The organism is Enterobacter sp. N5-15 (assembly GCF_057221635.1).
In genome coordinates, this window is the sequence record NZ_CM170150.1 from 3,499,809 (window position 1) to 3,522,701 (window position 22,893).

17 protein-coding genes are annotated in these 22,893 nt (G+C 60.7%); 5 read left to right on the forward strand and 12 right to left on the reverse strand.

The features are described 5' to 3' along the window. Positions 1-187 precede the first annotated feature (187 nt). Both ppk1 and ppx read left to right on the forward strand, forming a co-directional pair. Complete coding sequence (ppk1, locus tag AC2TE5_RS16535; protein ID WP_213328082.1) at positions 188-2,248, forward strand: polyphosphate kinase 1; 2,061 nt, start codon at positions 188-190, stop codon at positions 2,246-2,248. A gap of 3 nt (positions 2,249-2,251) precedes the next feature. Continuing rightward, positions 2,252-3,790 carry an exopolyphosphatase gene (gene ppx / locus AC2TE5_RS16540; protein ID WP_121425173.1) on the forward strand — a complete coding sequence of 513 codons (1,539 nt, stop codon included), beginning with the start codon at positions 2,252-2,254 and terminating at the stop codon, positions 3,788-3,790. Between the two features lie 4 nt (positions 3,791-3,794). On the opposite strand, the gene AC2TE5_RS16545 is transcribed toward ppx, so the two are convergent. Further along, a complete protein-coding gene (locus AC2TE5_RS16545; RefSeq protein WP_484612031.1) occupies positions 3,795-6,035 on the reverse strand; it encodes an EAL domain-containing protein in 2,241 nt (746 codons plus the stop codon). Between the two features lie 370 nt (positions 6,036-6,405). Between AC2TE5_RS16545 and AC2TE5_RS16550 the strand changes: the two genes are divergently transcribed. Next, a complete protein-coding gene (locus AC2TE5_RS16550; RefSeq protein ID WP_023333002.1) occupies positions 6,406-6,576 on the forward strand; it encodes a YfgG family protein in 171 nt (56 codons plus the stop codon). Here AC2TE5_RS16550 and AC2TE5_RS16555 read toward each other — a convergent pair. Further along, the gene (locus AC2TE5_RS16555; protein WP_484612032.1) at positions 6,573-7,463 is read right to left on the reverse strand and encodes a LysR family transcriptional regulator; all 891 of its coding nucleotides are present in this window, start codon (positions 7,461-7,463) and stop codon (positions 6,573-6,575) included. The two genes, AC2TE5_RS16550 and AC2TE5_RS16555, sit on opposite strands and share 4 nt — an antisense overlap. Before the next feature lie 97 nt (positions 7,464-7,560). On the opposite strand from AC2TE5_RS16555, the gene AC2TE5_RS16560 reads away from it, so the two are divergent. Next, positions 7,561-8,790 carry an MFS transporter gene (locus AC2TE5_RS16560; RefSeq protein ID WP_484612033.1) on the forward strand — a complete coding sequence of 410 codons (1,230 nt, stop codon included), beginning with the start codon at positions 7,561-7,563 and terminating at the stop codon, positions 8,788-8,790. Positions 8,791-8,841: 51 nt separating this feature from the next. Next, entirely contained in the window at positions 8,842-9,303 is a 462-nt protein-coding gene (locus AC2TE5_RS16565; RefSeq protein ID WP_484612034.1) for a DUF6130 family protein, read from the forward strand. 254 nt (positions 9,304-9,557) lie between these two features. Here the strand turns inward: AC2TE5_RS16565 and iolB are convergent, their stop codons facing one another. From iolB to AC2TE5_RS16615, 10 genes are all read right to left on the reverse strand, one after another. Next, on the reverse strand, positions 9,558-10,382 hold the full coding sequence (gene iolB, locus AC2TE5_RS16570) for a 5-deoxy-glucuronate isomerase (RefSeq protein WP_484612035.1): 825 nt from the start codon (positions 10,380-10,382) through the stop codon (positions 9,558-9,560). Between the two features lie 9 nt (positions 10,383-10,391). Then, positions 10,392-11,282: a myo-inosose-2 dehydratase gene (gene iolE, locus AC2TE5_RS16575; protein WP_339274885.1), complete on the reverse strand. Its 891-nt coding sequence runs from the start codon at positions 11,280-11,282 to the stop codon at positions 10,392-10,394. An 11-nt stretch (positions 11,283-11,293) separates the two neighbouring features. Next, positions 11,294-13,198: a bifunctional 5-dehydro-2-deoxygluconokinase/5-dehydro-2-deoxyphosphogluconate aldolase gene (locus AC2TE5_RS16580; RefSeq protein WP_484612036.1), complete on the reverse strand. Its 1,905-nt coding sequence runs from the start codon at positions 13,196-13,198 to the stop codon at positions 11,294-11,296. A gap of 12 nt (positions 13,199-13,210) precedes the next feature. Then, on the reverse strand, positions 13,211-14,344 hold the full coding sequence (locus AC2TE5_RS16585; RefSeq protein ID WP_484612037.1) for a Gfo/Idh/MocA family protein: 1,134 nt from the start codon (positions 14,342-14,344) through the stop codon (positions 13,211-13,213). A gap of 8 nt (positions 14,345-14,352) precedes the next feature. After that, on the reverse strand, positions 14,353-15,381 hold the full coding sequence (locus AC2TE5_RS16590; protein ID WP_028014045.1) for an ABC transporter permease: 1,029 nt from the start codon (positions 15,379-15,381) through the stop codon (positions 14,353-14,355). Positions 15,382-15,392: 11 nt separating this feature from the next. Beyond that, positions 15,393-16,940, reverse strand: a complete 1,548-nt coding sequence (locus AC2TE5_RS16595) for a sugar ABC transporter ATP-binding protein (protein ID WP_301512881.1) — start codon at positions 16,938-16,940, stop codon at positions 15,393-15,395. A gap of 48 nt (positions 16,941-16,988) precedes the next feature. Continuing rightward, positions 16,989-17,918 carry a sugar ABC transporter substrate-binding protein gene (locus tag AC2TE5_RS16600; protein ID WP_023333011.1) on the reverse strand — a complete coding sequence of 310 codons (930 nt, stop codon included), beginning with the start codon at positions 17,916-17,918 and terminating at the stop codon, positions 16,989-16,991. A 31-nt stretch (positions 17,919-17,949) separates the two neighbouring features. After that, positions 17,950-18,936 (reverse strand): inositol 2-dehydrogenase, encoded by a 987-nt coding sequence (gene iolG / locus AC2TE5_RS16605; protein WP_038417345.1) that lies wholly within the window; start codon positions 18,934-18,936, stop codon positions 17,950-17,952. Between the two features lie 300 nt (positions 18,937-19,236). Beyond that, positions 19,237-21,162, reverse strand: coding sequence for a 3D-(3,5/4)-trihydroxycyclohexane-1,2-dione acylhydrolase (decyclizing) (gene iolD, locus AC2TE5_RS16610; protein ID WP_484612038.1), 1,926 nt, complete (start codon positions 21,160-21,162; stop codon positions 19,237-19,239). Positions 21,163-21,173: 11 nt separating this feature from the next. Next, a complete protein-coding gene (locus tag AC2TE5_RS16615; protein WP_484612039.1) occupies positions 21,174-22,679 on the reverse strand; it encodes a CoA-acylating methylmalonate-semialdehyde dehydrogenase in 1,506 nt (501 codons plus the stop codon). Positions 22,680-22,893 lie beyond the last annotated feature (214 nt).

Here is a 22,893-nt window from a genome sequence, read left to right on the forward strand (position 1 = left end):
TGCTGCGCTTACCCGACCTGTATATTGCATTACCCGATATCCCCTTCTCCAACCTTCTAAAATCCCCAACAAAAAAAATAACTGTCATACTTTTCTGGCACTGTTGGACATATCGTGGAAATGCTCGCCATAATAAGGACGAGACGGATTTACCACGTCCTGTGATTGAACTGGAGTGTGAGCTGTAATGGGTCAGGAAAAGTTATATATCGAGAAAGAGCTAAGCTGGTTAGCATTTAACGAACGTGTACTCCAGGAAGCGGCAGACAAAAGTAACCCGCTGATCGAGCGCATGCGTTTTTTGGGCATTTATTCCAACAACCTGGATGAGTTCTATAAGGTTCGCTTTGCCGAGCTGAAAAGACGCATCATCATCAGCGAAGAACAGGGCTTAAACTCGCACTCGCGGCATCTGCTGGGCAAAATCCAGTCCCGCGTGCTGAAAGCCGATCAGGAATTTGACGGCCTGTATAACGAACTGCTGCTGGAGATGGCGCGCAATCAAATCTTCCTGATTAACGAACGCCAGCTTTCCGTTAACCAACAAAACTGGCTGCGCCATTACTTCAAACACTACCTGCGCCAGCACATTACCCCGATTCTGATCAACCGCGAAACCGATCTGGTACAGTTCCTGAAGGATGATTACACCTACCTGGCGGTGGAAATTATTCGCGGTGAATCCATCCGTTACGCGCTGCTGGAGATCCCGTCCGACAAGGTGCCGCGCTTTGTGAACCTGCCGCCGGAAACCCCGCGCAGACGCAAGCCGATGATCCTGCTGGACAACATCCTGCGCTACTGTCTGGACGACATTTTCAAAGGCTTCTTCGATTACGATGCGTTAAACGCCTACTCGATGAAAATGACCCGTGACGCCGAATATGACCTGGTGCACGAGATGGAAGCCAGCCTGATGGAGCTGATGTCGTCCAGCCTGAAACAGCGCCTGACGGCCGAGCCGGTGCGCTTTGTTTATCAGCGCGATATGCCGGACGCCATGGTGGAGATGCTGCGCGAGAAACTGACCATTTCGCGCTATGACTCCATCGTACCGGGCGGTCGTTACCACAACTTTAAAGACTTTATTGGCTTCCCGAACGTCGGCAAAGCCAATCTGGTGAACAAGCCGCTGCCGCGCCTGCGCCATCTGTGGTTCGATAAATTCCGCAACGGATTCGACGCCATCCGCGAACGCGATGTGCTGCTCTACTATCCGTACCACACCTTCGAGCACGTGCTGGAGCTGCTGCGTCAGGCCTCGTTCGACCCGAGCGTGCTGGCGATCAAAATCAACATCTACCGCGTGGCAAAAGATTCCCGCATCATCGACGCGATGATCCATGCGGCGCACAACGCCAAAAAAGTCACCGTGGTGGTTGAGCTGCAGGCGCGCTTCGACGAAGAGGCGAACATTCACTGGGCGCGCCGTCTGACGGAAGCCGGTGTGCACGTCATCTTCTCCGCGCCGGGGCTAAAAATTCACGCCAAGCTGTTCCTCATCTCCCGTAAAGAAGGCGACGATGTGGTGCGTTATGCCCACATCGGTACCGGGAACTTTAACGAGAAAACGGCGCGAATTTATACCGACTACTCGCTCTTAACCGCCGATGCGCGCATCACTAACGAAGTGCGCCGGGTCTTTAACTTTATCGAAAACCCGTACCGTCCGGTGAACTTCGACTATCTGCTGGTCTCACCGCAGAACTCGCGCCGTCTGCTGTACGATATGATCGATAAAGAGATCGCCAATGCCCAGAAAGGGCTGTCGTCCGGCATCACGCTGAAGCTCAACAACCTTGTCGACAAAGGGCTGGTGGACAGGCTGTACGCGGCGTCCAGCTCCGGCGTACCGGTTAACCTGCTGATCCGCGGCATGTGCTCGCTGATCCCGGAACTGGAGGGCATCAGCGACAATATTCGCGTGATCAGCATTGTTGACCGTTACCTGGAACACGATCGGATCTATATTTTTGATAATGCGGGTGATAAACAGGTCTATCTCTCTTCGGCAGACTGGATGACGCGCAATATTGACTACCGAATTGAAGTCGCGGCACCGCTGCTGGATCCGCGTCTGAAGCAGCAGATCCTCGACATCATCGAGATTCTGTTCAGCGATACCGTGAAAGCACGCTATATCGACAAAGAACTCAGTAACCGCTATGTACCGCGCGGCAACCGCCGCAAAGTGCGGTCGCAACTGGCGATTTACGACTATATCAAATCACTCGAGCAACCCGATTAACCTATGCCGATAAATGATAAGACCCCACGCCCGCAGGAATTCGCCGCGGTCGATCTTGGCTCTAACAGTTTCCACATGGTCATCGCCCGTGAGGTGGATGGCGCGCTGCAGATCATCGGTCGTCTGAAGCAGCGCGTACACCTGGCGGATGGCCTTGATGAACGCAGCATGCTCAGCGAAGAGGCAATGGAGCGCGGGTTAAACTGCCTGTCGCTGTTTGCTGAACGCCTGCAGGGCTTCTCGCCCTCCAGCGTGTGCATCGTGGGCACCCACACCCTGCGCCAGGCCCTGAACGCCCCCGAGTTCCTCAAGCGGGCCGAAAAGGTGATCCCCTACCCGATTGAGATCATCTCCGGCAACGAGGAAGCGCGTCTGATTTTCATGGGCGTTGAGCACACCCAGCCGGAAAAAGGGCGCAAGCTGGTTATCGATATCGGCGGCGGCTCAACGGAGCTGGTGATTGGCGAAGACTTTGAGCCGCGCCTGGTGGAAAGCCGCCGTATGGGCTGCGTCAGCTTCGCGCAGATGTATTTCCCGGGCGGCACCATCACCCGCGAGAACTTCCAGCGTGCGCGTATGGCGGCCGTTCAGAAGCTGGAAAACCTGGCGTGGCAGTACCGTATCCAGGGCTGGAACGTGGCGCTGGGCGCGTCCGGCTCGATTAAAGCCGCGCATGAAGTGCTGCTGGCGATGGGTGAAAAAGACGGGATTATTACCCCTGAACGCCTGGCTCTGCTCACCGAAGAGGTGCTGAAGCATAAAAGCTTCGACGCCCTGAGCCTGCCGGGCCTGTCCGATGAGCGGAAATCAGTCTTCGTACCGGGGCTTGCGATCCTGTGCGGCGTCTTTGATGCGCTGGCGATTAAGGAGCTGCGTCTCTCCGACGGCGCGCTGCGTGAAGGCGTGCTGTATGAGATGGAAGGCCGCTTCCGCCATCAGGATATCCGCAGCCGCACCGCGCAAAGCCTGGCCAACCAGTACAATATCGACCGCGAACAGGCGAAGCGCGTGCTGGAAACCACGGTGCAGATGTACGAACAGTGGGAGGAGCAGAATCCGAAGCTTGCGCACCCGCAGCTTGCCGCGCTGTTGAAATGGGCTGCGATGCTGCACGAGGTGGGGCTGAACATCAACCACAGCGGGATGCATCGCCATTCGGCCTACATTCTGCAAAACAGCGATCTGCCCGGCTTCAACCAGGAGCAGCAAACAATGATGGCGACTCTGGTGCGCTATCACCGCAAGGCCATCAAGCTCGACGATCTGCCGCGCTTCACGCTGTTCAAGAAGAAGCAGTTCCTGCCGCTTATTCAGCTGCTGCGCCTGGGCGTGCTGCTCAATAACCAGCGCCAGGCCACCACCACGCCGCCTACGCTGAAGCTGAAAACCGACGACCATCACTGGACGCTGAGCTTCCCGCACGACTGGTTCAGCCAGAACGCGCTGGTCCTGCTGGACCTGGAAAAAGAGCAGCAGTACTGGGAAGCGGTCACCGGCTGGCTGCTCAAAATTGAAGAAGAGAGCGCCGACGTCGCCGCGTAACGGCTCAGGCGTCCGCGGTGGACGCCTCAGCTTCCAGCAGTGACTCAAGCGGTTCCGGCCTGCCAATCAGATAGCCCTGCACATAATCGATGCCTAGCGCGTGAACCGCGCTACGTATCTCTTCCGTCTCGACGTACTCAGCCACCACCAGCATCTTCTTCATGCGCGCCAGATGGCAGATAGACGCCACGATCTGATAATCCAGGCTATTGTTGACGATATTGCGGATAAAGCTGCCGTCAATCTTGAGAATGTCGGCATCCACGCTTTTCAGCCGCGCATAGCTCGCATACCCGGTACCAAAATCATCAATCGCAATGCGTACCCCCATTTTCTGCAGCTGCTGGAGAATATGTAGCGCCTGCTCCCCGCTGCCGAAGGTGCTGCACTCCGTCACCTCAAAAATCAGCTGCCACGGCTCAATGGCGTATCTCGCCAGCAGGCGACTGACCTCAAGCGGGAACTGCACCCGACACACGGTCGACGGGGCCAGATTAATGGCGAAGCGCTGGCCGGGCAGACGTTCGCGATGCGCGGCAAGGAAGCGCAGGGTATGCTCCAGCACCCACAAATCCACCCGCGAGGAGAGGCCAAACTCCTGCGCGACGGGCAGGAACTGGTCGGGGGAGATCAATAGCCCGTTGATATCCGGCATCCGCAGCAGAACTTCGTGATAGCGATCGCCACGCAGGCCGCGAACGGGTTGAACCAGCAGGGCAAATTCGTCGTTATCGAGCGCCTTTTGCAGGCGGCTCATCATCGCGACTTTATCCTTCAGGCTGCGCTGCAAATGGACCGCACCACGCTGCTGAAGATTTTCCGGATGGTTGGAGGAGAGCGACAGATCGGCCACCACGCCCAGCTCACCCAGCACCAGATAAAGATGGTTAACCGGGGACCGGACATAGCAATAGCTCACGCCCACCTGCGGCTGCAGCGGCATGCCGTCCCAGACAAAGCGGAACTGTTTGATGTGCTCGTCCAGGGCCTCAATCCGCTGCTGGTGCGATTCCGCGTTGAGCCGTACCGCCATATCGTACCCGGTCAGGTGATAGACCTGCTCATTGGGCTGGAGCGTGCCATTCACCCACTGCGCCAGCTGCTGTTTGTACTGAATGCGCAGCAATACGCCGTAATTTCGGCCCAGAATTTCCAGCTCCGGAATCCGTAGCAGGCACAGCGCCGACCACGGGTTTTTCGCCAGTTCGCGCGACAGCGCCCGCAGGTTAGGCATATGGACGACCGGGTCGAGTAGCGCCAGCCTGCGGGAGCGTTTGTTCACCGCGCGCTGCCGGGTCGCCAGCATCGACATATAAATCACCACAAACGAGAAGACCAGGTAGCTGGAAGAGGTGATCGCCAGCTGAATGTCATACCCCTGGTTCACCGGGATATAGCGGTAAAAATAGTGAATAGACACCAGCAGTACCGGTATCCAGATCAGCGACACCAGCTTATAGCCAAAGCGCATCGCGCCCCAGAGCATCACCGGCATCAGCAGCGACAGGGTGTAGTTAGTGGTAAAAATGGAGCTGTTTTCATTCATCGGGAGCAGCAGCAGCGAAAGCAGCCCGCCAAGCGCGATTGCCCACACCAGAAACTCAACGATCGTCACCTTTTTGTCTATCTGGGAACGGATCTGCGAGATAAGGCTTTTGAGATAGCGCGGATGACGAATCAGGCGGATCAGCAGATAGCTCAGCGGCACGCCCGTCAGCCCGCTCACCAGCAGCGTCTGATAGTTGATGAGCGTGCGAATATTGAGGGGGTTTAATCCCGCCAGGCTCTGTCGGCTCTCATACACGCCTAAATACACCGCAAACTGAAACAGCACCAGAAACAGCGTCGCGGGGCAGAAGGCCTGCCAGAAGATGCGCTGCGCCATCAGCCGGATATCGCCGTACGCGGTCATATTCCGTCTGGGCGCAAACACCCGGTAGCCGCCCCAGCTGAGCACCAAAGGGACGATAAAATGGAGTACGCCGGCGACCGTTTCGAACATGCCGACCGAGGGGTAGTAGCGGATAAACAGCGACAATGCGATCCCGGGCAGCGCTTCCAGCCCAAAGAACATCATCAGCGAAAGCAAAAATGAGAGGGGTAAATAATAGAGTGCCACAATGCCGTCGCCCAGCTGCGTGAACGTATTCGCAACGCTCAGCACGGGAAGTAAAACCACAGGCAAAATAAGCGGCAGTGCCCACCAGCGGTTTTCATTTTTTTTCAGGAAAGCGAGAATGTTCATAGATGCCCGGTTAAACCCCTTTCGCTCCAGAGGGAAAATAAAGACAGGCATCCAACCTGACGTACGCGCCGCCCGGCGGCGTGCGGGGCGAACAGTGTGGAGGAAGGATTTTAAATACCAAGGCCGGGAACCCGTTGACTTAAATCAAACTAATTTACGCAAATATCTTTTTGCGGCGTTTTTTTGAAATCATTTTCTTCATATTATCAATATGGTAAATGCATTAATTAATTTCAATAACATTAATTAATGTAAACATTGACGGTTATTTACACACTGCAGAATTGACCCCACCTTCCCGCTGTGCCTTAATGTCCTTATCGCCCAAAAGGGCTTATCCAGGATAAACAGAGTGAGTCAGGTCACGCGTATGCGCAAACGACATCAATTTAACACCCGAATGACCCGCATCATACTGCTCATCAGCTTCCTGTTTTTCTTTGGCCGCTTCGTTTACTCTTCGATTGGCGCCTGGTATCACCATCAGGACAAAACCCAGTCGCAGCAGTCCAGCCTGACCGTCGACACCGCTGACCGCTAGGCCGCCGGATGGTTTTGCACTATCCGAATAATGCCTGCTATCCCTTTGTTGAGGATTTTATCCTGCCGCATCACCACCGCCAGCTGCCGCTGCAGCATGGGCGTAAGCGACATCACGCATAGCCCTTCGCGATCGGCATCCTGTTTGACCGCCATTCGCGGCACAATACTGTAGCCCAGCCCCGCGCGAACCATGCGTTTGATCGCCTCGATGCTGCCAAGCTGCATCGCCGGCGCGATCGCTAATCCACTGGCTGCAAACCAGCCGTCGATCAGCGCCCGGGTACCGCTGCCTGATTCAAAGGCAATCAGCGGCTGAGCGTGCAGCGCCTCCGGGGTGAGCGCCCTGAAAGCCTCCTGCTGCTCCCGCGACGCGATAAAGACAAACTCTTCGTCCATCACCGGCATGACGTCCAGCGCTCTGCCGCTCACCGGCAGCGTCACCAGCCCCATGTCGAGACGGTTCTCTTCGATGGCCCTGACGATGTCGAGGGTGTTGCCCGTCGTGACTCCCACGCTCAGGAGCGGATAGTCGCGGCGTAGCTTCTCCAGCAGCGGCGGCAGAAGATGGATGCAGGCCGTAGCCCCCGTACCCAGCGTAATGGTGCCGCTCACATCGTGGCTGAAGGCGCTCACGGACCGGATAGCGTCATCCACCGCCTGCTGAATACGCTCCCCGTGCACCAGCAAAGCCTGCCCGGCAGCCGTTGCCTTGATCCCCCGCCCGGTCCGCTCCACCAGACGCGTTTGCAGAAACTGCTCCAGCTGGCGTATTTGCAGGCTGACGGCGGGCTGGGAAATGCCCAGCGCATCCGCTGCCGCTGAAAAGCTGCCGCGCTGGATCACCAGACGGAACGTGGCGAGATAGCCCAGATTAAGCGTCGTCATTCAAAGTTTCTCTTATACCGCGCATAAGGTTGCTGCCCTGCCAGCACAATACCGCGCGAGTTATGCTCAGGACAACTGCATAGCGGAATGAAAAATAATGGAAACACCTGCCCTGCCTCGCCGCCTCGCCCTCACGGCGGGGTGTAATCAACTCATCAACTGGGGGATCTCGTTTTATATGCCCGGCACCTTTGCGCTGGCCATTGCAGCCGACCGGGGATGGTCATCCCCGCAGATTTACCTCGGCCTGACGCTGGCGATGCTGGTGATGGCGGCGGTGTCCCCGTTTGTCGCCCGCCTGCTGGCACGCTTTGGCGGTCAGACGGTGGTAATGAGCGGCACGTTGCTGATCGCCGCAAGCTGCGCAGGGATGGCCTATACCCAGACGCTTTTTGGCTGGTACTGCGCCTGGCTGGTCACCGGCGTCGGGATGCGCCTGTCATTGTACGATGCGCTGTTCGCCGCGCTGGTGAACCTCTACGGGCAGCAGGCGCGAAGAACAATTTCACGCGTCACGCTGGCGGGCGGGCTGGCATCCGCCGTCTTCTGGCCGCTGGGCGATGCTCTGCTTCAGGTGATGAGCTGGCAGGAGGCGCTGCGCGTCTATGCTCTCTTCGGCCTGCTGAGCGCGGCGCTGATAAGAACGCTTCCCCGGCAGCGGCTGACGGTGACGACAAAGGTCGCCGCGCCTCCGCTGAGCGACGAACGGCGCAACGGCTGGCTTTATGCCGCCTTCATTGCCCTCATCACCTTTGTCTCTAACGGTACGTCCACCCATCTGCCGGAGTTTATTGCCCACTTCGGCCTGCCTGTCGCCATCGGCATGCTGTGGGGCATCGGCCAGACGGGCGCTCGCTCGCTGGAAGTGCTGGCGGGTGCCCGCTTAACTCCCTTCAAACTCACGCTTTTTACCGCGCTCGCCATGCCGCTCTGCTTTCTGGTTGGGCTAAGCAGTTCCCTGTTTGTCTGGTGCGCGGCCGGGTTTGTGCTGGGCTATGGCGCCATCAACGGGCTGGTCACCATCGTGAAAGCCACGCTGCCGCTGGAGCTGTTTAGCACCGAAAGCTATGCCCGCCGCACCGGCGTGCTGCTGATCCCCGGCCAGCTGATGGCGGCAGCCTCACCGTTTGCCTATGCGTGGCTGAATAAAACGCAGGGGATCGCGGGTGCAATGTGGGTTTCAACGGGGCTGACGCTGGTGATTGCCGGGCTGGCGATAGCGATTGTGCGCCGTCCCGGCAGGCAAACCGTATCGCACTGTATCCAGAGCGCCACGCTGACAAACGGGTACAAAACGCCGCCTCCGGCAAATATCTCCGATACATAAAAATGGTTTTCTTTCCCTGTCGCCATTCAGAACCGATGAGGAGAGAGACCGATGATTCGTCGCTATGCACTAATCCCCCTGCTTGCCCTGGCATCTGTAGCCCAAGCCACACCGCTGGACAACCTGAGCGCCGCGGACGTTAACGGCCCCGCCGCCGTTGCGCCGCTGGCGCAGCCGCAGCCGCCCGCAAAGCTGATCGTCGATCCGCCGCTTGCCGGGCCGCTGAGCAAAGGCGCGGTGTTTATTCAGTACCGTGCCGAAAACCTGCGCATCGAACCGGTGTTCGGCCCCGAAGCGCTCAAGGTTACCCCGCGCATCGGTCACATTCACGTGGTGGTGGATGACGCGCCGTGGCACTGGGCTGACGCCAGCGGAGAGCCGGTGATCCTGGTGGGGCTGCCCGCCGGTAAACACAAGGTGACCCTTATTCTGGCCGACCCGACGCATAAGCCGCTCGACCGCAAAACCGTTGAATTCACCGTCCCGCCCCACGCGGGGATCCACCATTTTTAAGAACCCGTCAGTTGAGCAGGCGTGGCGGATCCGGTGAGCACAATTTTGCCCGGCGGCGCTGCGCTTGCACGGGCCTACGGTTTCGTAGGCCGGGTAAGCACAGCGCACCCGGCAAAAAGCAGTGTCGTAGGCCGGGTAAGTACAGCGCCCTCGGCAAAAAGCAGTGTCGTAGGCCGGGTAAGCGCAGCGCCACCCGGCAAAAAGCAGTGTCGTAGGCCGGGTAAGCGCAGCGCCACCCGGCAAATAAAACTGCTTCAGCCCTCGCTGGCAGCGGGATAATCCCGATTAATCCACGCGTGGTCCTCCTCCCAGGTGAACATCCATTTGCGCACCGGCCCGGCCATCACGTTGAGGTAGTAGCTGTCATATCCGGCCATCGTCGCCACCGGGTGGTAACCCTTCGGCACCATCACCACGTCACGGTTATAGACCGCCATGCACTCATCCAGCGTTCTGTCGTCGGTGTAGACGCGCTGCATGCAGAACCCCTGCTCCGGGTTGAGGCGATGGTAGTAGGTCTCCTCCAGATACGTCTCCTGGGGCGGGTTATCCGTGTCGTGCTTGTGGCTCGGGTACGAGCTGGTGCAGCCCTCACTGGTCCATACCTCCACCACCAGCAGGCTGTCGGCAGGCCTGTCTTCCGGCAAAATGTTATGCACGTAACGCTGGTTGTTGCCCTTGCCGCGCGCTTCACCAGCGATATCCTGCGGCGCAATCAGCCGCGTCGGATACGTGCCCTTGCCCGGCGCGGCGCAGACCGCCAGCTCCAGCTTCGTCAGCGCCTTCACCTGCACCGTCTCCTGCGGGGCGACGTAAACCGCCCACGGCTTGATGCGCTCGAAGGGGCTCATCCGTTCGCCGATGTCGTTAAACTGCGCGGAAGGCGTGCGGATGGAGGCGCGCCCGGCGACCAGCACCAGGCAGCGCTCTTCACTGACGGCGGGCAGCGTCAGCGTCTGCCCCTCCTGCAGCTCATACGCCGCAAAGCCGACGTACCCCCACCCCGCGCTTTCCGGCGTGACGGACTGGGTGCGCCCCTCCGCGTTCGGCTGTTGCCAGCGTGATAACAGACGTGACATGTCCCCTCCTCAAATCAGTCCGGCGTCGCGCGCCAGACGGCTCAGGTTGTTATACCCCAGACGGGCGTAGGTCAGCGGATGGGCAATCGCCGGATCCTGCTCCGCCTCGACCACCAGCCAGCCGTGATAATCCTGGGCCTTCAGCAGCCGCATAATCGGCGGGTAATCGACGCAGCCGTCGCCCGGCACGGTAAACACGCCGCTCAGCACCGCATCGAGGAAGCTGGTTTTGCGGTTTTTCACGTCCGCCAGCACGTCGGCACGCACGTCTTTGCAGTGAACGTGGTTGATGCGCGACGCCCAGCGCTGCGCCACCGCCAGCGGATCGGCTCCGGCAAAGGTCAGATGGCCGGTATCCAGCAGCAATCCAACCTCCTCCCCGGTGTGGATCATCAGGTTGTCCACGTCCTCAGCGGACTCAATCACCGTGCCCATATGGTGATGGTAGGCAATCTGCACGCCCTGCTGCTGGGTGTAGCGGGCAAATTCGGTGAGCTTCTCGCCGTACTCTTTCCAGCGCGCCTGCGGGAAGCGCGGGCGCAGGTGCACCGGGGTCTGCTGCTCGCCGTGAATGCAGCCGCTTACTTCCGCAAAGACCAGCACCTTCGCCCCCAGCTCGCGCAGCAGCGTCAGGTGCGACTGCACGGCGGCGATCTCCTCTTCCACGCTGCGCTCCAGCAGGCGGCCAGAGTACCAGCCGGAGACCAGTTGCAGGTCGTGGCGCTGCAGGATGGGGCCAAGCAGGCGCGCTTCGCGCGGGAATTTATTGCCCAGCTCGAAGCCGGCAAAACCGGCCTCTTTTCCTTCGCTCAGACAGGTCTCCAGCGACGTCTCCGCGCCGAGAGAAGGCAGATCGTCGTTCGTCCACGTCAGCGGGTTAATGCCTAATTGCACACTCATTGTCGTCTCCATTATGCGTGTCCGCGCTCGCGCCACCAGGCGATAAGCTGCAGGTAGTTGTCCCGGATGCGCGCCACAAGCTGCGCATCGTCAATATCGTGCTTCAGCCACGCGCGGGAGGCATCGCCAAACAGCGTGCGCCCCACGGCGAAGCCTTTCACCAGCGCCTGCCCCGATGCGGCTTTGAAGTCGGCGCGCAGCTGTTCCGCCGGGGCGTCCAGGCCGAGGATCACCACCCCGCGGCAGTGCGGGTCCCGGCGTTCGATAATCTCGCTCAGCGCCGTCCAGCCGTCGGCTGAGAGCGGCGGCAGCTTCCACCAGTCCGGGTAAATGCCCAGGTTGTAGAAGCGGGAGATGGCGCGCAGGTAGAGCTCGTCGCTGCGCGGCATGCTGGCGGGCAGGATCACCTCCAGCAGCAGCTCGTGACCGGAATGGCAGCAGGCGTGGTACACCTCGGCGATTTTCTGCTCCTGCTCCAGGCGCAGGCCGTGGGCATCTTCCGGGTGGAAGAAGACCAGGCACTTCACCACGTGCTCCTGCGGCCAGCTGATAAGCTGGGTGCCGATGTTGCCGTGCTCCATCTCCAGCGGCCGGGAGCCCGGCAGCTCGATGGGGCGGCCAATCCACCACCCTTCCCCGGTGATCGCGTTTAGCGCGTCCTGACCAAAGGTGCCGTCGCACAGCAGGCCGGCTTTGCCCTCCAGTCCCGCGCGGCTCGCCGCCTCGCGGCTGGCCTGCAGGATCAGCTGCTTCAGCGCCGGAATACGCTTAAGCGACGCGCCGCACTGCATCGCCATATCCTCAAGCTGGCTGCGGTGGTCGAAGGCCATCACGCACAGCTCCGGCCATTCGCGGCGGCGGGTGGTCACCCGGTGGAGATGGTTAAGACGCGGGTCGAGATCCGGGCGCGGCACGTTCGCAGCGCGGGAGAGATAGTCATCCAGCTCGATTTTGCTCGGCATCGCCGGGGCGCAGCCGTGGCGCGAGACCACCAGCGCGCCGCAGGCGTTGGCGTAGCGGCACGCCTGCTCCCAGCCTTCGTCGTTCAGGTAGCCGCGCAGCAGGCCGGACATAAACGCATCCCCCGCCCCGAGGACGTTCAGCACCTCCACGCGCACGCCGGTCACCGTCAGGCCGTCGTCCAGACGGGGCGGAATGGCGTCGGTGTAGACCGAGCAGCCGAGCGCGCCACGTTTGCAGACCAGCGCAGCTTCACTGACGGCGCGCACCTGCTCCAGCGCCTGCAGGGTATCCGTGCTGCCGCCCGCGATGTGAAACTCCTCTTCGGTGCCGACAATGACGTCGAAGAGGTGCAGCACCTCCTGCAGCTCGCGGGTGACCTTATCGGCGGCGATAAAGCGCGTTTCGCCGTCGCCTAAGGCGGTCAGCCCCCACAGCACCGGACGGTAGTCGATGTCCAGCACCGTGCGTACGCCGTGACGGCGGGCATAGCCTAGCGCCGTCAGCACCGCCTCGCGGGTCTGCGGATGAGAAAGGTGGGTCCCGGTGATGGCAAGACAACGTGCGGAGGCAATGTAGCTTTCGTCCACATCGCTGGCGGTAATCGCCATGTCCGCGCAGTTATCGCGATAAAAAATCAGTGGAAAGGTGTCCCGGTCTTTAATGCCGAGCAGCACCAGCGCCGTAAGGCGTTGTTTATCGGTAATCAGATGGCTGGTATCGCAGCCCACCTGGTTGAGCTCTTCGCGCAGGAAGCGGCCCATATGTTCATCGCCGACGCGCGCCAGCATCGACGAACGTAAACCCTGACGGGCGGTGCCGTACGCCACGTTGCCCGATGACCCGCCGAGATATTTGGCGAAGCTCGACGCGTCCTCCAGACGGGCACCAATCTGCTGACTGTAGAGGTCTACCGCCACGCGGCCCATGCATATCACATCAAACTGCTTTTCCACGTTGATACCTCATCAGACAATGTCGTTCACGTTCAGCCAGCGGCCTTCCCGGTGCGAGAGCGCAATCGCGTCCAGCACGCGCGACACCTTCCAGCCCTCTTCGAAGTCCGGCCACATCGGCGCGTCGGCGGCAATCCCGTCCACCAGGTCGCGCACTTCCACCGTTTTTTGATCGTTAAAGCCAATCCCGTGGCCCGCGCCCATGCAGAACGCGGCGTAGTCCGGGTGCGCGGGGCCAACGAGCAGCGTGCGGAACCCCTGACGGTTCACCGGATCGTCATGCAGATAGAGCTTCAGCTCCGCCATGCGCTCCTGGGTGAAGCTGATGGCGCCTTTCGTCCCGGTGATGACGTACGACAGCCCCATCTTGCGGCCGCAGGCAACGCGGGAGGTTTCAATCACGCCCTGCGCACCGCCCGCAAAACGCACCATCGCGTGGGCCTGATCCTCGTTTTCGACGGAAATCATCTCTGACGATCCGGCCTTCGCCGGGCGTTCAGGGACCACGATTTTCAGGTCGCCGCAGACCTGCTCGATATCCCCCACCAGATACTGGGCCATATTGACGATGTGCGCCGCGAGGTCGCCCAGCGCCCCCAGCCCGGCGGTCTCTTTAAAGCAGTGCCAGTGAATGGGCGACAGCGGGTCGGCCATATAGTCTTCGTTGTGGGTGCCGTAGAAGTGGATCACCTCGCCAATCTCGCCGCGCGCGATAATCTCCTTCGCCAGCTGCGCGGTCGGGTTCTTCATGTAGTTGAACCCCACCAGCGTTTTCACCCCGGCCCGCTTCGCGGCGTCGACCATCTCGCGCGCGTCGTGGGCGTTAAGCGCCAGCGGCTTCTCCGAGTAGATGTGCTTGCCGTGGCGGATCGCCTCCAGCGCCATCTCCTTATGCAGGTGGTTGGGTGAGCAAATATCCACCACGTCAATGGCCGGGTCGGCCACCAGCGCTCGCCAGTCGCCCGTGGAGCGGTTGAAGCCAAACGCCTGCGCGCGCGCTGCCGCCAGCTCCGGCGTGACTTCCGCCACCATCTCGCGCACCAGCCTGCCGCGCAGGTTGAACACCGTCGGGGCCTGGGCATAGGCGATAGCGTGCGCCTTGCCGATATACCCGGTGCCAATTAATCCAATACGAACCTCTTTCATCGTGATCCTCACAGTGCGCCGCGACGGCTTTTGGCATAGGTATCGAATGCCACCGCCAGAACGATAATTAATCCGGTGATAATCTGCTGGTAGTAGGCCGAGACGTTCATCAGCACCAGGCCGTTAATCAGAATGCCCATAATGATGGAGCCGATAATGGTGCCGCCGATGCGCCCGTAGCCGCCCATCAGCGAGGTGCCGCCGATCACCACCGAGGCGATGACCCGCAGCTCAAAGGAGATCCCGGCCACCGCCTCGGCGCTTCCCAGACGCGCGCTCAGGATGAAGCCCGCCAGCCCCGCCAGACAGCCGATCAGCACGTAGACGCTGACCAGCACGCGCTTGACGTTTACCCCCGCCAGGCGCGCCGCCTCCGGGTTGCCGCCGATGGCGTAGACGAAGCGGCCCCAGCGGGTTTTATGCAGCGCCAGATAGCCGCCGACGGCAACGATGGCGAAGATCCAGATCGGAATAGAGATGCCGAGCAGCTCCCCGCGTCCCCACCAGCGGTAGCCTGGGTCGAAACCGGCAATCGGCGCGCCGTCGTTAATCACCAGCGTCAGGCCGCGCCAGATGGTCATCCCGCCGAGGGTAACGATGAACGGCGGCAGGCGCAGGCGGGTGACGCCCAGGCCGTGCAGGAAGCCAATCGCCGTGCCCATGGCCAGACAAATCCCCAGCCCAATCAGCCAGCTCATGCCGCCCCAGGCGTTCGGGTCGACGGTAGTGAAGTTGTCGCCTTTGATCACGTACGCCGCGGTCATGGCGCACACCGCCAGAATGGAGCCGACGGAGAGGTCAATCCCGGCGGTGAGAATGACGAAGGTCATCCCCACGGCCATGATCCCGTAGATGGAGACTTCGGTCAGGATGTTGAAAATATTGCGTTCAGAGAAAAAGTTGCTGTTCTGCGACTGGAAGAAGATCAGCAGCAGGATCATGAAAATCAGCACCCCGAAGCGCTCGAAGAAGGCGATGGGATCGATGCGTCCGGCGCGTTTGACCGGGGCCTGCGTTTTAGAAATCATCTGCGTCATGTGAAACTCCGTTATGCCGCGTTCAGGGCGTTGTGGTTGATGGCCATCATCGTCATCAGCCGTTCTTCGTTAGCGTCGTCACCGTGGATCTCGCCAGTCACCCGGCCTTCGCTGAGGGTGATGATCCGGTCGGACACCGCCATCACTTCAGGCAGATCGGAGGAGATCACGATCACCGCCACGCCCTTTTTCGCCATGTCAAACAGCACCTGGTGCACTTCCGATTTGGTCCCCACGTCGATGCCGCGCGTCGGCTCATCGACGATCAGCACCCGCGGGTTGAGCGCCATGCAGCGCGCGAGGATCACCTTTTGCTGGTTGCCGCCGGAGAGCTTGCGCACCTCCTGCTCGCTGTTGACCATTTTGATCTGCAGCGCCTGGCGGTAGGACTCAATCAGATCGTCCTCTTTACGGGTGTTCACGAACCAGCGCCACTGCAGCAGCGAGGAGAGGCAGGAGAGCGACAGGTTGTCGCGGATCGACAGCCCCAGCACCGCCCCCTCTTTTTTGCGATCTTCCGGCACCAGCGCCACGCCCTGATCGAGGGCATACAGCGGGTCGCGCGGCTGATACGGCACGCCGTCCAGCTCAAAGCTCCCGGAGGTAAACGCGTCTGCGCCAAACAGGCAGCGGGCCACTTCGGTACGTCCCGCGCCCACCAGCCCGGCAATGCCCAGGACTTCCCCGGCGTGGACGTGGAAGCTGATGTCGTGCAGGGCGATGCCGTGCGGATCCAGCGGCGGCTTTTCGCGGCTCAGCCCCTTCACCGCCAGGCGGACGGGTTTGTCCTCATGATGGGTTTCGCTGGCGGGACGACGGTTAAAGGCCACGTCGCGTCCGACCATCAGGCGAATCAGCTGTTCAACGTTGGTCTCCGCCACCGCGCCGGTGCCGGTGAAGCGGCCGTCCTGGAAAACGGTGAAGCGATCGCAGAGCTGGAAAACTTCGTGCAGACGGTGGGTAACGTAAATAATGCTCACGCCGCGGTTTTTAAGCTCCCGCACCACGCGGTGCAGGCTTTCCACCTCGCTGTCGCTCAGCGCGGCGGAAGGTTCGTCCATAATGATTAACCGGGCGTTGAGGGTCAGCGCCCGGGCGATCTCCACCATCTGCTGCTGGGCCACGCTCAGGCGGGCGACCGGCGTGGTCGGCGCAACGTTCAGCTGCAGGTAGTCGAGAATGACCTGCGCCTCCTGGTTAACCGCCCTTTCGTCGACGATCAGGTTACGCCTGCGCGGCTCGCGGCCGAGAAACATGTTTTCCGCGACGGTCATGTTGGGCAGCAGGTTGAATTCCTGATAGATGGTGATAATGCCCTTGTTCTGCCGTTCCACCGGGGAGTCGTCCACCGGCAGCGTTTCGCCGTTGAACCAGATATCCCCGCGCGTTTGCGGCTGCGCGCCCGCGAGCGCCTTCAGCAGCGTGGATTTCCCCGCCCCGTTTTCCCCCAGCAGGGCGTGAATTTCTCCGCTGCCGACGGTCAGCTGGGCGCTGCTCAACGCCCAGACGCCGGAAAAGCTTTTTGCCAGGTCGGTCACTTTCAGTAAGGGTTGCGACATCAGTCTGCTCCTCCTCATGATGAGCCGCCAGAGGCGGCTCGGGACATATTAGTTACCGGCCTCACCGATACGCTCAGCCTGCTGCAGGTTCTCTTTGGTGATCAGCGTCGGCGGATAGTCGGCCCCGGTGATGGCTTTCTTCTCGCGCACGTTGGCCACCAGCTGGCTCATCGCCGTCTGCACCGCAAAGCCCGGACGCTGATCCGCCGTTACCGCCAGCCAGCCGTCGCGCACGCGGGCCAGCGCTTCCGGCACCGCATCAAAGCCGGTCACGAGGATTTCGCCCGGCTTCACGCCCTGGCTCTGCAGCGCTTCAATCGCGCCCAGCGCCATATCGTCGTTGGCGGAGAGGATCACCTGCGGGCGCTTCGGCAGCGAGGGCAGAACGCTTTCAACGATGCGCATCCCTTCAGAACGCATCCAGTTGCCGGTCTGATCGGCGACGATCTTGTATTTATCCCCGCCCGCCTTCAGGCTGTCGCGGATCCCTTTGGTGCGTTCAATATTGGAAGAGGAGCCCGGCTGACCGGTGAGGAGAATGATGTCCGCGCCGTTGGGGAATTTGGTTTTAACGAAGTCGCCAACCGCCTGGCCGCCCTTGTAGTTGTTGGCGCCAAAGTGCGGCACTTTCTTCTGGCTGTCGACGGAGCGGTCAAGGGTGACGATCGGCAGCTTCGCATCCTGAATTTCATCCACCGCGCTGGAGACCGCGTTGACGTCGTTAGGGGAGACGATAAAGCCCTGCGCCCCGCGGGTGATGGCGTTTTCCAGGTCAGCCACCTGCTTCGGCGAGCTGCCCTGTCCGTCCAGCACCTGAAGCTTCACGCCCATCTCTTTTGCGGCTTTCACCGCCGTGCGCTGCATGTGAACTTCAAACGGCATGGCCAGGTTTGGCGTACTGAAAACAATTTGCTCGTTTTCGGCGAGGGCGGCCCCGGACGTCATGGCGATGAGGGCGGCTACGATCAGTTTTTTCATTATTATGTCTCTCTGTGTAGGGTTGTTGTGTTTAGAGGACGATCTCGCGCTGGCTGCGCAGTGACTCCAGCGCTTTATCCGCAAGGTACAGCGCACGTTCACCATCATCGCCGCTGCAGTCAGGCACCGCTTCGCCGCGCAGGACCGCAACAAAGTGTTCCCATTCCGCGGCGTAAGCGGATTTGTAGCGCTGCAGGAAGAAGTGTTCCGGCAGCGCGCTGGTGCAGCCCTGTTTGCCGTAGTGCTGCACCTGGTTTTCAAGAATATTGCCCGCGCACAGCAGCCCTTCGGAGCCGTGCAGCTCCAGGCGCTGATCGTAGCCGTAAGATGAACGGCGGCTGTTGACGATGGTCGCCATCGCGCCGGAGGCATATTTCAGAACGATAAACGCGGTATCAATGTCCCCCGCCTCGCCAATCGCCGGATCCACCAGGTTGCTGCCCTGGGCATACACCGACACCGGCTCTTCGCCCATGATGAAGCGGGCCATGTCAAAGTCATGAATGGTCATATCGCGGAACATGCCGCCGGAGACGCGCACGTACTCCGCAGGCGGCGGAGACGGGTCGCGAGAGATGATGAGCAGCGATTCCGGTTTGCCGATGCGCCCGGCCTGGGCGTCGGTTTTCACGCGGCGGAACTGCGGGTCAAAGCGGCGGTTAAAGCCGATGAACAGCGGCACGTCGTACTCTTTGACCACCTTCAGGCAGTCGCGCACGCGGGCGAGGTCAAGGTGTACCGGCTTTTCACAGAAGATGGCCTTGCCGTGGCGGGCGGCCATTTCAATCAGATCCGCGTGGGTATCGGTGGCGGAGGCGATCAGCACGGCGTGAACGTTAGGGTCGGTCATCGCCTCGTTCAGACTCTGCTGGCGGGCCTGATACTGCGCGGCAAGACGGGTGGCAAATTCCTGATTCGGGTCAACCACGGACCAGAGGGTGGTCGCGCCGTGGCTGGCGATGTTAGCTGCATGTACCTGGCCAATGCGGCCAGCGCCCAGTAAAGCAATGTTAAACATAACGGCTCCCGGTGTTGGTGAATGCTGTGAACTAACGACCCTATAAATAAAACATTTATTTCATTTTTATAAATAGTGAAAATTATGTTTTTGAGTGTGGGTTAACACTTTTGAGATGAATGAGATAAATTTTGTTATCAATCTCACAACATGGAAGGACGTGCGGCAACGCCCCTCCCCCCGGCCCTCTCCCCAATGGGGCGAGGGAGAAAAGGCCGCACCGAACCATCCCCTCTCCACTTTGGGGAGAGGGTTAGGGTGAGGGGAAATGAAATGAAAATTTCGTTACGAAGAGAAAACTCAATACTGGCGGGCTTTTTTCACCTGCGCCTGCGTTTGCTCCGCGGCCTCACGCACGGCAGAAGATTCCGCTACCTGCGCGTCACCGGTTCGCCACCATGAGGCGTAGTCGTGGGTCATGGTTTTCGGCAGCACCTTGATGTCCAGCAGCGTCGGGCCCGGATGCGCCCGTGATGCCTCCAGCGCCGCCAGCAGGGTTTGCTCGTCGTTCACCCGCCACGCGCGGCAGCCGTAGCTTTCCGCGTTTTGCGCAAAGTCGACCTTCACCAGCGGCCCGTCAAGCCGCCCGGTTTCCGGGTTGCGATGGCGGTTTTCCGTGCCAAAGCTGCCCATGCCGTGCCCCATCTGCAGGTTGTTAATGCAGCCGAAGCTGGCGTTATCAAACAGCAGAACGGCGATCTTAATGCCCTCCTGAACGGCGGTTTGCAGCTCGGAGTGCAGCATCATGTAGGAACCATCCCCCACCATGGCGTACACCGGCAGTTCGGGTCTGGCGAGCTTCGCGCCGAGGGCCGCCGCTATCTCGTAGCCCATGCAGGAGTAGCCGTACTCCAGGTGATAGCTGTCCGGCGTCTTGACCTGCCAGAGACGCTGTAAATCGCCCGGCAGCGAACCGGCCGCGCCCACCACAACGGCGTTATCTTCAATATGCTGGTTGATCAGCCCCAGCACCCGCGTCTGGGTCAGGCGGGTGTTGAGCGTCTCGCCGTATTCCGCCAGCTGCGCATCCAGGTGTCCCGCCACTTCGGGCGCGTCGTCAGGGCGCCACTGGCGATCCCACAGGCGGCGGCACTCGTCGCGCCAGGCGGACTTCGCCTCGGCGATCGCCTCTCCCCAGCCGCTGCGATACTCCTTGAGCAAGTGGGTTAATGCCTGCAGCCCGGTCTGGGCATCGGCGATCAGCGCGGTCGCGTCCAGCTTCAGGGCGTCAAACTCGGCCACGTTCAGCAGCAGGAATTCGACGTCCGGGTGGGAAAAGAGCGCCTTGGAGCCGGTGGTAAAGTCGGTCAGGCGCGTGCCCACGCCAATCACCAGGTCGGCCTGTGGCGCGAGCCGGTTGGCGGCCATGCCGCCCGTTACCCCTACGCCGCCCAGATTAAGTGGGTGGTCACTTACCAGCGCCCCCTTTCCGGCCTGGGTTTCGGCAAACGGCAGCCGCAGCGTCTCGACAAACTCGCGAAACGCCTCATGCGCGCCGGAATAGCGCACGCCGCCGCCGCACACCACCAGCGGACGACGCTTGCGGGCGATCAGCGCCCGCGCCTGCGCCAGACGCTGCGGATCGGGCGGACGGCGCTCAATGTGGTGCACGCGACGCGCGAAGAAGCTCAGCGGGTAGTCCCAGGCTTCCCCCTGCACGTCCTGCGGCAGGCAGATGGTCACCGCCCCGGTATTGGCGGGGTCAGTAAGCGTTCGCATCGCGCTTAGCATGGCGCTCATCAGCTGCTCCGGCCGGTTAATGCGGTCCCAGTAGCGGGAGACCGGACGGAAGCAGTCGTTAGTGCTGATGCTAAGATCGTGATACTGCTCGATCTGCTGCAGCACCGGGTCCGGCTGGCGGCTGGCGTAGATATCGCCCGGCAGCAGCAGCAGCGGGATGCGGTTCGCGGTGGCGGTGGCCGCCGCCGTCACCATATTGGCGGCGCCCGGCCCGACGGAGGAGGTGACGGCAAAAATGCGCTGACGGCGGTGCTGTTTGGCGAATCCCGTCGCCATATGGGCAATGCCCTGCTCGTTGCAGCCCTGCATCACCTGCAGATGGCCCGGGTCCTGCTCCAGCGCCTGGCCGATACCCAGCACGTTGCCGTGCCCAAAGATGGTGGCCACGCCCTCCACGAAGGGCGTTTCGTTGCCGTCCACGCTGACGTACTGTTGATTCAGGAACCGGACCAGCGCCTGGGCCATGGTCATACGTTCGGTTTGCATAAAACCTCCTGTCAGCCCAGCGTCGGCATGGAGAACGCAGCGCCTGTCTCCTGCTGCATTTCCGGCCAGCGCGCGGTGATGGTTTTCATTCGGGTGTAGAAGCGCACGCCGTCGCTGCCGTGGACGTTGAGCGCGCCAAAGATGGAACGCTTCCAGCCGCCGAAGCTGTGGAACGCCATCGGCACCGGGATCGGCACGTTGACGCCCACCATGCCCGCCTGCACCTCTTCGCAGAAGCGGCGCGCGCAGCCACCGTCGCGGGTGAAGATCGCCGAGCCATTACCATATTCATGGCGGTTAATCAGATCCACCGCGCTGGCGTAATCTGCTACACGCACCACAGAAAGCACCGGGCCGAAGATCTCTTCTTTATAGATGGTCATCTCCGGGGTGACGTTATCGAACAGCGACGGCCCGACGAAGTAGCCCTGCTCGTGGCCCTTCACGCTGAAGCCGCGACCGTCCACGCGAAGTTTCGCTCCCTGCGACTCGCCACTGTCGATGTAGCCCAGCACCTTGCTGCGGTGCACGGAGGAGATGAGCGGCCCCATTTCGTTTTCCGGCGACTGGTCCAGGCCCGGCCCGACGCGCAGCGCGGCAATCTGTTTCTCCAGCCGGGCGCAGAGGTCATCGGCGGTTTTATCCCCCACCGCCAGCACCACCGAGAGCGCCATGCAGCGTTCCCCCGCCGCGCCGTAGGCCGCGCCCATGATGGCGTTGGTCGCCATCTCCATGTCGGCATCTGGCATCAGAATGCAGTGGTTTTTCGCGCCGCCCAGCGCCTGACAGCGCTTACCGTGGGCGGACGCGGTCTGGTAAATGTATTCCGCAATCGGCGTGGAGCCGACAAAGCTCACCGCCTGCACGCGCGGGTCGGTCAGGAGCACGTCAACGGACTCTTTATCGCCCTGCACCACGTTGAACACGCCGTCCGGCAGACCGGCCTCTTTCAGCAGCTGCGCCAGCGCGAGCGCCAGAGAAGGATCTTTTTCCGACGGCTTCAGCACGAAGGTGTTGCCGGTCGCCAGCGCAATCGGGAACATCCACATCGGCACCATCGCCGGGAAGTTAAACGGCGTGATCCCGGCGCAGACCCCGAGCGGCTGCATCAGCGAGTGGCTGTCGACGCCGGTACCGACGTTCGCCGAGTGTTCACCCTTTTGCAGATGCGGGATGCCGCAGGCAAACTCCACCACCTCCAGACCGCGGGTCAGTTCACCCACCGCGTCGGAGAAGACCTTGCCGTGCTCTTCGCTGATGATGCGGGCCAGGCGGTCCATGTTCTCTTCCAGCAGCGCCTTGAAGCGGAACATCACGCGCGCGCGCTTCAGCGGAGCATGGTGCGCCCACGCCGGAAACGCCTGCTGCGCGGCGGCAATCGCCTGTTCGGTTTCCTGCGCCGTACTCATCACCACCTGGCGGATCTGCTCGCCGGTGGCCGGGTTGAAGATCGCCTGAACGCGCTGGCCTGAACCGGTGACACATTCGCCGTGAATAAAATTCGCTACCGTCTCCATCCTTAACCTCTCGCTGTTGATACGTGACTGTTACCTGAATGCTGTCTACTGGACACTATATATGAAACAAATATTCCATTTTAAGTTGAAATAAAATAAATGATGATTATTGTGATCAAGGATGGATTTTTATGTTAACAGCCAACAACACTGACGCAGCGTGCGCTATTAAGGGATTTCGGGCGAGGAAATGACTGAAGTTTCTGTTTCATTT

Excerpts from the sequence above, each read along its gene's own strand:
- ppk1 (WP_213328082.1), top strand. The coding sequence starts at position 188 with ATGGGTCAGGAAAAGTTATATATCGAGAAAGAGCTAAGCTGGTTAGCA.
- ppx (WP_121425173.1), top strand. The coding sequence starts at position 2,252 with ATGCCGATAAATGATAAGACCCCACGCCCGCAGGAATTCGCCGCGGTC.
- AC2TE5_RS16545 (WP_484612031.1), bottom strand. The coding sequence starts at position 6,035 with ATGAACATTCTCGCTTTCCTGAAAAAAAATGAAAACCGCTGGTGGGCA.
- AC2TE5_RS16550 (WP_023333002.1), top strand. The coding sequence starts at position 6,406 with ATGCGCAAACGACATCAATTTAACACCCGAATGACCCGCATCATACTG.
- AC2TE5_RS16555 (WP_484612032.1), bottom strand. The coding sequence starts at position 7,463 with ATGACGACGCTTAATCTGGGCTATCTCGCCACGTTCCGTCTGGTGATC.
- AC2TE5_RS16560 (WP_484612033.1), top strand. The coding sequence starts at position 7,561 with ATGGAAACACCTGCCCTGCCTCGCCGCCTCGCCCTCACGGCGGGGTGT.
- AC2TE5_RS16565 (WP_484612034.1), top strand. The coding sequence starts at position 8,842 with ATGATTCGTCGCTATGCACTAATCCCCCTGCTTGCCCTGGCATCTGTA.
- iolB (WP_484612035.1), bottom strand. The coding sequence starts at position 10,382 with ATGTCACGTCTGTTATCACGCTGGCAACAGCCGAACGCGGAGGGGCGC.
- iolE (WP_339274885.1), bottom strand. The coding sequence starts at position 11,282 with ATGAGTGTGCAATTAGGCATTAACCCGCTGACGTGGACGAACGACGAT.
- AC2TE5_RS16585 (WP_484612037.1), bottom strand. The coding sequence starts at position 14,344 with ATGAAAGAGGTTCGTATTGGATTAATTGGCACCGGGTATATCGGCAAG.
- AC2TE5_RS16590 (WP_028014045.1), bottom strand. The coding sequence starts at position 15,381 with ATGACGCAGATGATTTCTAAAACGCAGGCCCCGGTCAAACGCGCCGGA.
- AC2TE5_RS16595 (WP_301512881.1), bottom strand. The coding sequence starts at position 16,940 with ATGTCGCAACCCTTACTGAAAGTGACCGACCTGGCAAAAAGCTTTTCC.
- AC2TE5_RS16600 (WP_023333011.1), bottom strand. The coding sequence starts at position 17,918 with ATGAAAAAACTGATCGTAGCCGCCCTCATCGCCATGACGTCCGGGGCC.
- iolG (WP_038417345.1), bottom strand. The coding sequence starts at position 18,936 with ATGTTTAACATTGCTTTACTGGGCGCTGGCCGCATTGGCCAGGTACAT.
- iolD (WP_484612038.1), bottom strand. The coding sequence starts at position 21,162 with ATGCAAACCGAACGTATGACCATGGCCCAGGCGCTGGTCCGGTTCCTG.
- AC2TE5_RS16615 (WP_484612039.1), bottom strand. The coding sequence starts at position 22,679 with ATGGAGACGGTAGCGAATTTTATTCACGGCGAATGTGTCACCGGTTCA.